The following is a 12,466-nucleotide window of genomic DNA, read 5'->3' on the forward strand; positions in this document are numbered from 1 at the left end:
TCGGGCGGCGGCTGCCGCGCGCCGAACCGCCTGCTCGCCGACGCGGTGCAGTACGCCCGCGACCGCGGTGTATTGGTCGTCGCGCCGGCAGGCGACAGCGACCAGCCCTGTGTGGCCGATCCCGCCGCGGCGCCCGAAGCGCTGGCGGTTGGTGGCTACCAGCTTCCCGCGCGCACGCGGCTGCGTGTGGGCCGCGGCCGCACGGCGGCTAACTGGGGCGCGGAGATCACGGTCGCCGCGCCCGCGCTCGACCTGGCGAGCACGATCCCGTTGCAGCCCGGCCGCACGCCGCCCGATGACCGTTACGCCACGAGCTACGGCACGGCCTTCGCCGCGGGCCTCGTGGGCGGCGCGGCGGCGCTGCTGCTCTCGCAGAACCCGTTGCTCACGCCCGACTGGCTCACGCAGTTGCTGGCGCTTGGCGCGCGGCCGCTGGCGGATGGCAGCACGCCCGGTTGGGCCGGTGCGGGCGCGATCGACATCGCCGCGTCGTTGCGGCTCGTGCCCGCGGGCTTCGCCGGCGCCGTGACGATTGAGGGCGAGCCGGCGCCGGACGGCACGCTGATTGAGGCATATGTTAACGGCGCGCTCTGCGCCTCTACCGCCAGCTTCACCGAGAACGGCCGCGCCTCGTATGCTCTACTCGTGCCCGCGGCGGCGATGCAGGCCGGCTGCGGCAGCGCTGGCGTCGCCGTCGAGCTGCGCGTCAACGGCGCCGCGGCCGCGCAGACGGTCTGGAACGCGGCAGCGAATGCCCTGGACCTGGACGGCGCCGCAGCGGCCACCAGCACGCCGTGAGGCGCGGCCCTCGCGCGTGGCGCCGGCGCGGTCCCGACGCGAGCGAAGCGAGAACCATGGGGCGGCCAAGGGGGATGGGGTGAGGGTGAAGTCGTGGTGCGCGTGCGGCGCCGCGCTGCTTGCGGCGCTGCTGCTCGCGGGCACGGCGTGCGGCTCGAACAACAACGGCAACAAGAAGGCGGCCGGCGGGCCGGGTACACCCGCTCCCACGCCCGTCGCCTCCGGTGCACGCACGGGCGGCATTATCAGGTTCGACAAGGCGCCGCCGTTCACGATCGACCCGAACAAGGGCTACGTGGCCACGATCAAGTTCGCCAAGGGCGACGTCGTTGTCGAGCTGAACGCGAAGGCGGCGCCGCTCACCGTCAACAACTTCGTGTTTCTCGCCCGCCAGCACTTCTACGACGGCACCACCTGCCACCGCGTGATCCCGAACTTCGTGGCGCAGTGCGGCGACCCGCTGGGCACGGGCGGCGGCGGACCCGGCTACACCATTCCCGACGAGAAGAGCCCGCTGCTGCACGATGTTGGCGCGATCGCGATGGCCAAGACCAACGATCCCAACTCGGCCGGCAGCCAGTTCTACATCACGATGGCGCCGCAGCCCTCGCTCGACGGCCACTACACCGTCTTCGGCCAGGTGATCTCCGGGCAGGACGTGGTGACGAAGCTCACGCCGCGCGATCCTGCCACCAACCCGGCCGCGCCGGCCGGCGACCGCATCATCAGCATCACGATCCAGGAGACGGACCAGACCCCGACGCCGTTCGTCGCCCCCGCAGCCTCGCCGAAGCCTACGCCTTGAGGCGAGCGACGCGAGAGAGGTGCGGCAGGCACGCAGCGCGGGATCGCGGCCGATGACAAGGAGTGAACACGGCGCAGGCAGAGCCGAGCGACGGCGTGCCCACGCCGCGCCCGTCCCGCGGCTGTTGAGTCTGCTGGCGGTGCTGCTGCTGGCAGTCGCCTGCACCGGCGGCAAATCCGCCTCGGCGCCCAGCAGCGTGGCCACGCCGGCGGCCGCGGCCGCGGCGCCGGCTCGCGGCAGAACGCCCGAAGGCGGCGCCTCCGTGCCGGCCGGCCCGACCACGGCGGTCACGCCGGCCCCGGCGGCCGCCTTCAGCGGAACCGCAGCCGTCCCGGCGACCGCGACGCCGACGCCGGCGCCGCGCCCGCTCGTGCCGGAGGCCACGCCGCCGGCGAAGATCGAGGCGGGAACCTGGGGCGAGGTGAACACGCTGGGTGGCTGCCTCAAAGTGCGACTCTCTTTCGAGCAGGACTCGCAGGCGATCGACTGCCTTCCCTACCGGCTGCTGGTCTTCGTCGACAGCGTGCAGACGGTGCAGGGGCAGGAGGTGGTGCATCTCGCCGGACGCGGCTACACCTATCCCGAAGGACTGACACCGCTGCAAAACCCCGCCGAGACGTTCGTCGACTTCGCCGCCCGGCCGCACGACCTGGGCACCGTCGCCTACACGGCGCCCGACGGCAACGTCTGGACGATTGCGGGCGACGGCTCCGGCGCGCGGCAGATCACCGGCGCCGGCGGCGACCAGAACGCCGGCGTCTACTATTCCGGCCTCGCCTGGTCGCACGATGGCAGAGAGCTGCTGCTCAGCGCGGACACGGACTCCGGCCGCCTGCTCCAGGTCTACGACGCGAAGAACGGCCTGCACACCGTCTCGGCGCCGGGGAGCGCGAGCGGCGGCTACCCGGGCGCCGCCTCGTGGTCGTCCGATTCTTTCCACCTGCTTGTGGCCGACTATGACCTGCCGGGCAACGCCTGCGAGCGCGACTTCAACAGGTACGCGCTGCAACTGGTAGACCGCTCCAACAACCAGGCAACGGATCTCTACAGCGGCACGGTGCAGGGCTTCGTCGCCGGTATCGCGCCCTCGCCGGACGGCCGCTACATCGCCCTGTTGCTTGGCGCCGCCTGCGACTCGGTTTCCTTCGACCTCTGTTTGCTCTCGCTGCAGGCCGACCCGGCCTACGCGGTGAAGGCGGGGCAACTGCGCTGCCCGCGCGGCGCGAAGGCGGGCAGTGTCGCCTGGTCGCCGGACAGCAAGCAGCTCGCCTTCACCAGCCGCCTGCAAGGGCGCGACGACGAGTCACAGCTCTCCGTCGGCCTGCCGATGAATGTGCTTGAGCCGCACAGCGCCACGTATTACCCGCTTGCCTGGCCGTTGCGCATCGATCGGAACATCATCGGCGCCGTCTACGAGCCGGACAGCCGCACGCTGCGCATCGAGGAGGAGGTGCCGCGCGGCCTCGCCGATATCGAGCTGCCGGACCGCATCATCCGCCGCATCACCTCGGACGGCTCGCGCGCGGCGATCACGGAGGCGGCGGGCGACCGTCTGCTGGATCTGCGGCCGCTGCTGGCGCCGGCGACCGTGCACGGCGAATACGCGCTGGCCAGCGGCGCCACCGGGGCGCTGTGGGTGATCCAACTCGGCCAGCAGGACGCCCGCTGGCAGCTCACCGACGTGGCGGCCGGCGTCTATGCCTGGAACCAGTGACGCACGTTGACTGCACTGCTCGCGCTCACCGTGCTCGCCTCGCTGGCGGTGGCCTGCGCCACGCTGCTTGTGGATCTGCGCCGTGTGCGCAGCGGGGCGGTCCGCCCGCTGACCCGGCGTGCGCTCGGCACGGCGCAGGCGGCCACGGGCCTGCTCTGGCTCGTCTACGGCGACCTGGCGCTGGCCGGCGCCGGCGGGGCGCGCGGCTGGTTCGCCATTGCCATCGGCGCCCTGTTCGTGCTGCAAGGCGTGCGGCGGCTGAAGTGACTGCCGCACCGCCGAAGTCATCCGGCTACACTGAACGCATGACAGCAGCGCAAGCCGTCGTCGGCCACGTCGCCGCGCTCTACACCGCCGGAAGTGCCGGCGCGCCGATGCAGCGCCACCGGCAGATCGAGCTGATCACCGGCGTCGGCGTCGCCGGCGACCGCTACGCGCTGGGCACGGGCTACTGGAGCGATCCGCGCTGGCCCGACCAGGAGCTGACGCTGCTGATGGCCGAGACGGCTACGGCTCTCGGCCTGGACCCGGCCAGCCTGCGCCGCAATATCGTCACCCGCGGCGTGGACCTGGACGCGCTGATCGGTGTGACGTTCCAGATCGGGGAGGCCACGCTGCTTGGCGTGCGCCGCTGCGATCCCTGCCGCTACATCGAACGGTTCACGCGCTCCGGCGCCATGCGCGAGCTGGCCACCCGCGGCGGCCTGCGGGCGCACATTGTGACCGGCGGCCGTGTGCACGTTGGCGATCGGCCGCAGACGCTGCAGGCGCATCAAGCCGTTGAGCGCGTTGTCTCGCCCAGCCCCATCAGTTAGTGACCGGCGTGCTCGTCATCATCGTTTCACTGCCAGATGACTCGACTGCGTTCCGTCGCAAAGTGAAGCTGCTCGGCATCCTTCCAGTGCCGTGTTCCCGCCTCGGCGACGGTGAGCACATCGGCGCCGCGCGCTCGTAGCGCCGCGACCAGCGCGCCCTGCATGCTGTCTTCGTCGAAGTAGAGCGAAAACACGCGCCACTACACGTTCTCGTGGCCCCAGCCATGCGGATGGCGGGCGGCGAGTTCGTCGTAGAGCGCCTCGTCGGCCGCAAAGTCTGCGTCGATGCGGGCGCGGTTAGCGAGGTAGTACGTGATGGCCGCGTAGAACAGCGTGAGATCGAGATCGGGAAACTCCGTCTGAATCTGCTCTGCACTCATCCCCTGGTTGTATAGGTCTGCTACGGCGTGCACGGTCATGCCGGTGCCGGCGAGGCAAGCGCAGCCCGAATGCAGCTCGGGGTCGGAGTGAATCAGGGTGCCGATATCCACTGGTGTGCTCGTCGTCATCGCTTCACCGCCAGTTGCTCAGGAACTCCAGCTTGTCGGCCACCTCTTCCGCACTCCTCGCGGTCAGGATGGCCATGAGCCCGCGCAGTTGTTCGCCAACGGACCAGCTCTGATCGGTGAGCAAGATAATCCCGCCATGGTGCTCTCCCCGCGCCAGGAGTTGGTGGTGCAGGCGAGCAAAGTCGGGCACGTTCGCTGAATACAGGGCGCGGCCGGCAGCCGTCGCGAAGGCCAGCTGGCTTGCATCGGTGCGTCCGCGCGTGTTCGCCTCCTGTACCGTGACAACGTCCACATCCTGTCGGCGCAATGCCGCGACCAGCCCGCGGTCCATGCTGTCTTCATCCACATATAGTGGGAACACGCGGCTATATATCCTCGCGGCCCCAGCCGTTAGGGTAGCGCGCCGCGAGTTCCTCCCCCAGCGCCTGGTCGGCGGCCAGCTCGGCGTCGATGCGAGCGCGGTTCGCCAGGTAGTAGGTGATCGCGGCGTAGAAGAGGGTGAGGTCGAGATCCGGGATCGAGTCCTGGATCTCTTCCGCGCTCATGCCCCGCTTGTAGCGCGCGGCGACAGCGTGCACGGTCATGCCGGTGCCGGCGAGGCAAGGGCGGCCCGAATGCAGCTCGGGGTCGGAGTGAATCAGGGTGCCGATATCCACCGGTGTGCTCGTCGTCATCGCTTCACCGCCTGAGGTACGTTCCCACCCATTGTCGCATGCGGTGCGAGCCGCAGATGCGGACCGGCGGGCCAGCACAACGCCGACCCGCCGGAATAGCTTCCATCCAAGGGACGGGTTAGCGCCGGCGCGGGCCGCCGCCGCTACCGCCGCCGGGACCGCCCGGGCCGCGCCGCGGCGGGCCGCCGCCGGGTCCGCCGGGGCCGCGCCCACCGAAGCCGCCGGGTCGGCCACCGCCCGGCCGTGGGCCGCGGCCGCCCATCAACGAGCCGCCGCGCCGGCCCTCCATGTCTTCGGCCATACCCTCGCCGGCGCCGTTGCGGTCGCCGCCTTCGAGCAGGGCGCGACGCGAGAGGTTGATGCGGCCCATGTGGTCGATCTCGCTGACCACGACCGTCACTTCGTCGCCGATGTTGACCGCGTCTTCCACGCGCTCCACGCGGTGGTCGGCCAGCTCGGAGATATGCACCAGGCCGTCTTTGTTCGGCAGGATCTCCACGAAGGCGCCGAACGGCATGATGCGCGTGACCTTGCCCGTGTAGACCTGGCCGACCTCGACCTCTTTGGTCAGCCCCTCGACCATCTGGATCGCCTTGCGGGCGCCCTCTTCGTTGGCCGAGCCGATGAAGACCGTGCCGTCGTCCTCGATGTCGATCGTGGCCTTGGTCGCATCGATGATCGAGCGGATCGTCTTGCCGCCGGGGCCGATCACCGCGCCGATCTTCTCCGGGTTGATGTGGATCGTGTACATACGCGGCGCGTAGGGCGACATCTCTGCACGCGGCTCGGGAATCGTCTCCAGCATCGCGTTCATGATGACCATGCGGCCGTCTTTGGCCTGTGCCAGCGCCTTCTCCATGATCTCCGGCGTAATGCCCTTGACCTTGATATCCATCTGCAGCGCGGTGATGCCGTCTTTGGTGCCGGCGACCTTGAAGTCCATGTCGCCCAGGTGGTCTTCGATGCCGGCGATGTCGGTCAGCACGGTGTACTTGCCGTCGTCGCGCATCACCAGGCCCATCGCCACGCCGGCCACAGGCTTCTTCAGGGGCACACCCGCGTCCATCAACGCCAGCGTGCTGCCGCAGACGCTGCCCATCGAGCTGCTGCCGTTTGAGCCGAGTGTCTCCGAGACGAGCCGCAACGTGTAGGGGAAATCTTCCACCGGGGGAATCACCGGCAACAGCGCCCGCTCGGCCAGGGCGCCGTGGCCGATCTCGCGGCGGCCGGGCGAGCCGATGCGCCGCACCTCGCCCACGGAGAAGGGCGGGAAGTTGTAGTGATGGATGTAGCGCTTGCTGTCTTCCGGGTTGAGGCTGTCGATCTTCTGCGCCTCGCCCACGCCGCCCAGGGTGGCGATCGTCAGGATTTGTGTTTCGCCGCGCTGGAAGAGGCCCGTGCCGTGCGTGCGCGGCAGAATGCCGACGGCGCAGCTGAGCGGGCGGATCTCGGTGAGGGCGCGGCCGTCGGGGCGGCGTGCCCCGTCGATGATCGCGTTGCGCACGCCGTCCTTGAGCATCGACTCGAACACGGCGTCCACCGCGTCCTTGTCGTACTGCTCGGCGAAGTGGGCGAGCACATCGGCCTTGACGCTGTGCTCCGCCTCGCGCTGCGCCTCCTTGGAGCTGCCGCCGAGCGCCGGACCGATCTTGTCGGCCAGGTACGCGCGCACGGCCTGGTCGACCTCCGGGTCGATCTTCTTGACCGCGACCTCCATCTTCGGCTTGCCGTTGCGGGCGATCAGCTCTTCCTGCACGGCGATGATCTGCTTGTTAACCGCGTCGCCGAAGCGGATCGCCGCCACCATGTCGTCTTCGGAGACCTCTTGCGAGCCGCACTCGACCATCATGATCGCGTCGCGCGTGCCGGCCACCACGAGGTCGAGATCGCTCTTCTGCAGCTCGGCATAGGTCGGCAGGGCGATGAACTGGCCGTCCACGCGGCCGACGCGCACGCTGCTGACCGGTCCATCGAAGGGGATGTTGGAGATCATCAGCGCGGCCGAGGCGCCGATCGTGCCCAGCACATCAGGGTCGTTCTCCTGGTCGGCCGAGAGCACGGTGATGATCACCTGCACGTCGTTGCGGAAGCCCTTGGGGAAGAGCGGGCGGATCGGCCGGTCGGTGAGGCGGGCGGCGAGAATCGCCTCGGTGCCGGGTCGGCCCTCGCGGCGGAAGAAGCTGCCGGGGATCTTGCCGGCGGCATAGAGCCGCTCTTCGTAGTCCACGGTGAGGGGGAAGAAGTCGAGCGGGCGGGGTTCGGCGGTCGCCGTGGCGGTAACGAGCACCACGGTGTCGCCGTAGCGCACGCTGACGGCGCCGCCGGCCTGCTGGGCCAGCGTCCCCGTCTCGATCAGCAGCGGGCGGCCATTAATCTGGGTTTCGACGTAGTCTGCCATTGGTCCTTGTCTTTTCTATGTTCGCTCAACCGCGTCTTCGCGGGAGCATTGGCCCGTTGGGCCGTTCAGGTCTGGTCGCGGGCGCTGCAGCGGTCGCGGCCGGCGAAAGCCGCGCTCAAGCGCGCCAGTGCGCTGCGCTGGATGCGGGCCATTCAGCCCCGCTGCCCCGCGCATCGCTCTCCCCTTCCCCCAGGATTGGGGGCGAAGAGATGACCTGGGGGATGGGGGCCGGCCGGCGCAAGCGAAAGGCCCCCGCGCCTATTTGCGGAGGCCCAGCCGGCCGATGACGGCGCGGTAGCGCTCGACGTCGCTCTTATTGAGATACGCGAGCGTGCGGCGGCGTTGACCGACGAGCTTGAGCAGGCCGCGGCGCGAGTGGTGGTCCTTCTTGTGCGTGCGCAGGTGGTCGGTCAGCTCGGTGATGCGCGCCGTCAGCAGGGCGACCTGGACTTCGGGCGAGCCGGTGTCCGTGTCGTGCACGCGGTATGAGGAGATGATCTCCTCGCGTTTTTCCTTGGTTAGCATGCGCCTTTCTTCTCTCTGGTGCCCGCTCTCGCAGTCGGGCGCGTCTTTCACGCTCTTTTGTACGGCACCATGCTAACAGACGGCTTGCAGCCGGCACAACGGAGGGAATAGGGAATAGGGAATAGAGCGGCGGGCGTCGGAAGGACGTGAATGCTCCTTCCTCCGCGCACCGGAGGACCGATCGTCCATGCTTCAGGCTCCCCCGTCGCCGCTGCTCTCCCGTAGGCTCGTCTGGGGTAGCAAAGCCTCTGCCGTCCGTGTACGGGAGAGAAGGGGATGAGCGTAGTGAGGGCCGCGCTTCACGCGCCGGCGTAGGAGTGCAGGCCGGAGATGACGAAGTTCACCACGAAGATGTTGAAGGTGATCATCGCCCAGCCGGCGACGACGATGAAGGCGGCGCGCTTGCCGCGCCAGCCGGCCAGGCTGCGGGCGTGCAGGAAGCCGGCGAAGATCAGCCAGGTGATCAGCGCCGTCGTCTCCTTCGGATCCCAGCCCCAGTAGCGGCCCCAGGCGATGTTGCCCCAGTAAGCGCCCAGCGCGATGCCCAGCCCCAAAAGCGGGAAGCCGACCAGCACCGCCTTGTACGAGAGCGACTCCATTACCCGCGCCTTCGGCAGCCGCGGGAAGCGGTTCGCGTCGCCCTGCACCAGGTAGAGCGCCGTCGCCGCGAAGGCCACGGTCAGGGCGCCGTAGCTGATCACCATACAGGCGACGTGGATCGCCAGCAGGCGGTTGTTTTGCAGCGCCGGCACGAGCGGCTCGACCTTCGGCGAGAACACCCACTGCGCCAGCAGCAGGAAGAGCAGCGAGAGCGGCATGGCGAAGGCGCCGAGTGTGCGCTGGTGATAGCGCCGCTCGAAGATCAGGTAGAAGACCGCCGTCGTCGTGCCGAAGGCCGAAAGGTACTCGAACATGTCGGAGTAGGGCGGGTGGCCGGTGGCGATCGAGCGCGTAGTCATCGCCGTGAGCAGGAAGGCGACGGTGCTCACCATGCAGGCGGTGGCGAGCCGGCCCACGATCGGCGGCAGCGGCTGCCGCTCGCTCAGCGTCACCTCGCCGGCGCTGGTCGCCGCCTGCTGCGCGACCACGCGCCAGCCCCAGGCCGCCGCGATGTACAGAATCGACGCCAGCGCGGCGAAGACGATGCCGCACCAGTACAGCGATTCGGAAAACCCCGCGAGACCAGACATGCCGCGTCCTCCCCGCGCCGCCGCCTGCCCGGCAGCGGACGGCAGCCCCTGACTCGCCCGGTGGAGTGTTGCGCGCCGCGCGGGGTGGCTGCGCGGCCGCCGTTCGCGCGATTACGTTCGCATCGTAACGCGGCGGAACGCTTCCGTGAAAGGCACGCCGCCCTCGCGGCCGCCCTTCTCGCCGCGCTCACGGTACTCCTTGTAGAACTCCTCCCACGGTTTCTGCTCGATCTGGCTCCAGTGGCAGTAGATCGCCCGCGCCTTCGTCTCGATGAAGTCGGCGACGTCCACGAAATAGTCGGGCTGGTCGCTGCCGGCAAGCAGGATCTCGCCCACGCGGTGGTGCGGCATACCGTCGGCGATGTCATCCGGGTAGTAGAGCGGGTCGCGCACGGCGGGAAAGAGCGCGTCGTAGGTGGCGATGCCGATGTTGCGATGGTCGCGGTGGTTGAAGCCGCGGCGGAAGCCGTCCCAGGTGATCACCGTGTCTGGCCGGTAGCGGCGCAGCAGGCGCACAATCTGCCCGCGCAGCGCCGGACCGTCCTCCAGGAAGCCGTCCGGGTGGCGCAGGTAGAGGCACTCTTTGACGCCCAGCGCCGCGCCGGCCGCACTCTGCTCGGCCTCGCGCATGTTGGCGAGCATGGCGGGCGTCAGCGCCGGATCTTTGGTGCCCTTGTCGCCGCTGGTGGCGACGATGTAGCGCACCTCCCAGCCGGCGGCGCAGAGCTTCGCCACCGTGCCGCCGCAGAGAAACTCGGCGTCGTCGGGGTGGGCAAAGATGCCCAGCGCTCGCTTCGGTCGCGGCGGCTCGGCGGGCTGCGCTTGTTCCGTGGCGTCTGTCGTCATGCCGTTCGGCCCTCATCCTCTCTTCTCACCTTCTCTCAATCCTGGGAGAAGGTGACGATCCGGCGGCGGGCGTTCCGACCAGCCTGCGGTTAACCCGGCGCCCTTTCGGAACGTTCTCACAACGATCCCCCTCGCCCAGGATTGGGAGAGGGGAGGGGCCGAGGGCCGACTACGCTACGTCGCAGCGCACATGGCCGGCTTTGTGGCCGTCCGCCTCGTCGGGGTGGCAGGCGCGGGCGAGGGCACGCTCGGCCAGCACCTCGTCGTAGAGCGTATCCAGCCGTTCGGCGATCGCATGCCAGCGGAAGCCCAGCGCCCACTCGTGCGCCGATTCGCCGAAGCGCCGGCGCAGCGCCTCGTTGCGCAGGAGCAGGTCGATCTGTTCGGCGAAGGGCTGCGGGCAGCGCCAGGGTACGAGAAAACCGGTGACGCCGTCGCGCACCGCGGAGGGCAGCCCGCCCACGCGCGAGGCGACGACCGGCGTGCCGCAGGCCTGCGCCTCCAGCGCCGCCATGCCGAAGCTTTCGTAGAACGAGGGCACGACGCAGACGTCCGCCAGCGAGTAGATCGCCGGCAGTTCCGCCTGCGGCACGGAGCCGGCGAAGCGCAGACGATCCGCCACGCCCGCCGCCTCGCCGCGCGCCCGCAGCCGCCGGATCTCGCCCGCCGCGTGGCCGTCGCCGCCGACGATCAGCAGCAGCGGACGCGGTTGCTCCAGCGTCGCCAGCGCGTCGATCGCCACGTCCAGCCCCTTCAGCGGCTCGACCCGCCCCGCGTAGAGCAGCACGCGCTCGCTGCTGTCCAGGCCGAGTTGAGCGCGGGCAGAGGCCTGCTCGGCGGCGGTTCGCGGGTAGAAGAGCGAGACATCGACGCCGCAGGGAATCGTCTCCAGCGCGTCGGCCTGCGCGTGGTAGAGGTCGCGCAGCAGGCTGCGCTCGTGTGCGGTGGCGCAGACGATGCGATCGGCGCTTCGCACGATCGCGTGCTCGCCGGCGATGCGCTCGACGCTCTCGTGCTCGCCCACGCGCGCCCGGTTCTTCACCTCGCCCAGCGTGTGGAACATGGTGACGTGGGGCACGTCCCAGCGCCGCTGCAGCTGGAGGCCGGCCAGGCCCGAGAGCCAGTAGTGGCTGTGCAGCAGCTCGTAGCGCAGCCCGGTTTGCAGGCGGAACTCGGCCACGCCACGCACGAACTCCGGCAGGAACTCGCCCAGCCGCGCCTTCTCCACGCGCCGGCGCGGCCCGGCCTCGACGTGGACGAGGCGCACGCCCGGCGCCAGCGTCTCGGTCGCCGCCTTCATGCTCGTGGCGCGCGTAAAGATGTCGACGGCGCAGCCGCGTTCCGCCAGCGCCCGCGCCGCTTCGCGCACATACACATTCATGCCGCCGGCGTCCTGACCGCCGGGCCGCGCGGCGGGCGAGGTGTGGTAGCAAAGCACGGCCAGCCGGCGCCGGCGGCCCTCAGTGCCGCCGGCCGGCGGGGTACAGGGGAGCGGTTCGGTCGTGGCGCTCACGCCTTGCTCCGCAGCAGAGTGAGAAACTCGGAGCGGCTGACGCTGCGCTCCTTGAAGTGGCCGCGCACCGCCGAGGTGACCATGCGGCTGCCGGGCTTCTTCACGCCGCGCATGGTCATGCACAGGTGCTCCGCCTCGACCACGACGGCCACGCCGTCGGGCTGCAGCGCGTCGAGGATGCAGTCGGCGATCTGCGCGGTGAGCCGCTCCTGCAACTGCGGCCGCTTGGCGAACGCTTCGACCACGCGGGCGATCTTGCTGATGCCGACCACGCGCCCTTCGGGGATGTAGCCGACGTGCGCCACACCGTGAAAGGGCAGGAAGTGGTGCTCGCAGAGCGAGTAGAAGGGGATGTCCTTGAGGATCACCATCTCGTCGTGGCCCTCGTCGAAGGTCACGGCAAGCAGATCGCGCGGATCCTGCCAGAGGCCGGCGAAGATCTCGCCGTACATGTCGGCGATGCGCCGCGGCGTGTCGATCAGCCCCTCGCGCCGCGGATCCTCGCCCACCGCCTCAATGATCTCCCGTACCGCCGCCTGCACACGCTCCTGGTCGATGCCGCCCGGGTGGGTACTGCTGTCTGCCGTCTTGCCGTTCGTGCTGAACTGGGATGCCATGTTTCCGTCTGTTCCTCCCGGGCCGGGCCGTCTGTCAGGAGCCGTAGAGCCTTCCCGATCCT

At 69.8% G+C, this 12,466-nt stretch carries 15 protein-coding genes; 5 read left to right on the forward strand and 10 right to left on the reverse strand.

The features are described from left to right. The 5 genes from VKV26_11905 to VKV26_11925 all read left to right on the forward strand — a co-directional run. Positions 1-798 (forward strand): S8 family serine peptidase (locus VKV26_11905; GenBank protein ID HLZ70594.1); only part of this gene is annotated, 798 nt, incomplete at its 5' end. 79 nt (positions 799-877) lie between these two features. After that, positions 878-1,603: a peptidylprolyl isomerase gene (locus VKV26_11910; GenBank protein HLZ70595.1), complete on the forward strand. Its 726-nt coding sequence runs from the start codon at positions 878-880 to the stop codon at positions 1,601-1,603. Positions 1,604-1,655: 52 nt separating this feature from the next. Beyond that, on the forward strand, positions 1,656-3,317 hold the full coding sequence (locus tag VKV26_11915; GenBank protein HLZ70596.1) for a hypothetical protein: 1,662 nt from the start codon (positions 1,656-1,658) through the stop codon (positions 3,315-3,317). A 6-nt stretch (positions 3,318-3,323) separates the two neighbouring features. Beyond that, positions 3,324-3,584: a hypothetical protein gene (locus VKV26_11920; protein HLZ70597.1), complete on the forward strand. Its 261-nt coding sequence runs from the start codon at positions 3,324-3,326 to the stop codon at positions 3,582-3,584. 38 nt (positions 3,585-3,622) lie between these two features. Further along, entirely contained in the window at positions 3,623-4,132 is a 510-nt protein-coding gene (locus tag VKV26_11925) for an MOSC domain-containing protein (protein HLZ70598.1), read from the forward strand. 26 nt (positions 4,133-4,158) lie between these two features. On the opposite strand, the gene VKV26_11930 is transcribed toward VKV26_11925, so the two are convergent. From VKV26_11930 to folE, 10 genes are all read right to left on the reverse strand, one after another. Then, the gene (locus VKV26_11930; GenBank protein HLZ70599.1) at positions 4,159-4,326 is read right to left on the reverse strand and encodes a DUF5615 family PIN-like protein; all 168 of its coding nucleotides are present in this window, start codon (positions 4,324-4,326) and stop codon (positions 4,159-4,161) included. Positions 4,327-4,332: 6 nt separating this feature from the next. After that, entirely contained in the window at positions 4,333-4,641 is a 309-nt protein-coding gene (locus tag VKV26_11935; GenBank protein HLZ70600.1) for a DUF433 domain-containing protein, read from the reverse strand. 4 nt (positions 4,642-4,645) lie between these two features. Continuing rightward, positions 4,646-5,002: a DUF5615 family PIN-like protein gene (locus tag VKV26_11940; GenBank protein HLZ70601.1), complete on the reverse strand. Its 357-nt coding sequence runs from the start codon at positions 5,000-5,002 to the stop codon at positions 4,646-4,648. A gap of 4 nt (positions 5,003-5,006) precedes the next feature. Further along, entirely contained in the window at positions 5,007-5,315 is a 309-nt protein-coding gene (locus tag VKV26_11945) for a DUF433 domain-containing protein (GenBank protein HLZ70602.1), read from the reverse strand. Positions 5,316-5,433: 118 nt separating this feature from the next. Continuing rightward, positions 5,434-7,713: a polyribonucleotide nucleotidyltransferase gene (locus VKV26_11950; protein ID HLZ70603.1), complete on the reverse strand. Its 2,280-nt coding sequence runs from the start codon at positions 7,711-7,713 to the stop codon at positions 5,434-5,436. Positions 7,714-7,971: 258 nt separating this feature from the next. Then, a complete protein-coding gene (rpsO, locus tag VKV26_11955; protein HLZ70604.1) occupies positions 7,972-8,238 on the reverse strand; it encodes a 30S ribosomal protein S15 in 267 nt (88 codons plus the stop codon). A gap of 299 nt (positions 8,239-8,537) precedes the next feature. Next, a complete protein-coding gene (gene ccsB, locus VKV26_11960; GenBank protein HLZ70605.1) occupies positions 8,538-9,428 on the reverse strand; it encodes a c-type cytochrome biogenesis protein CcsB in 891 nt (296 codons plus the stop codon). Positions 9,429-9,539: 111 nt separating this feature from the next. Then, positions 9,540-10,274 carry a PIG-L deacetylase family protein gene (locus VKV26_11965; protein HLZ70606.1) on the reverse strand — a complete coding sequence of 245 codons (735 nt, stop codon included), beginning with the start codon at positions 10,272-10,274 and terminating at the stop codon, positions 9,540-9,542. A 169-nt stretch (positions 10,275-10,443) separates the two neighbouring features. Next, positions 10,444-11,787, reverse strand: coding sequence for a glycosyltransferase (locus VKV26_11970; GenBank protein ID HLZ70607.1), 1,344 nt, complete (start codon positions 11,785-11,787; stop codon positions 10,444-10,446). Beyond that, positions 11,784-12,404 (reverse strand): GTP cyclohydrolase I FolE, encoded by a 621-nt coding sequence (gene folE / locus VKV26_11975; GenBank protein HLZ70608.1) that lies wholly within the window; start codon positions 12,402-12,404, stop codon positions 11,784-11,786. The genes VKV26_11970 and folE overlap by 4 nt, the downstream gene beginning before the upstream one ends. Positions 12,405-12,466 lie beyond the last annotated feature (62 nt).

The sequence above is a fragment of the Dehalococcoidia bacterium genome (genome assembly GCA_035310145.1).
In the GTDB taxonomy this organism is placed as follows: Bacteria; Chloroflexota; Dehalococcoidia; order CAUJGQ01; family CAUJGQ01; genus CALFMN01.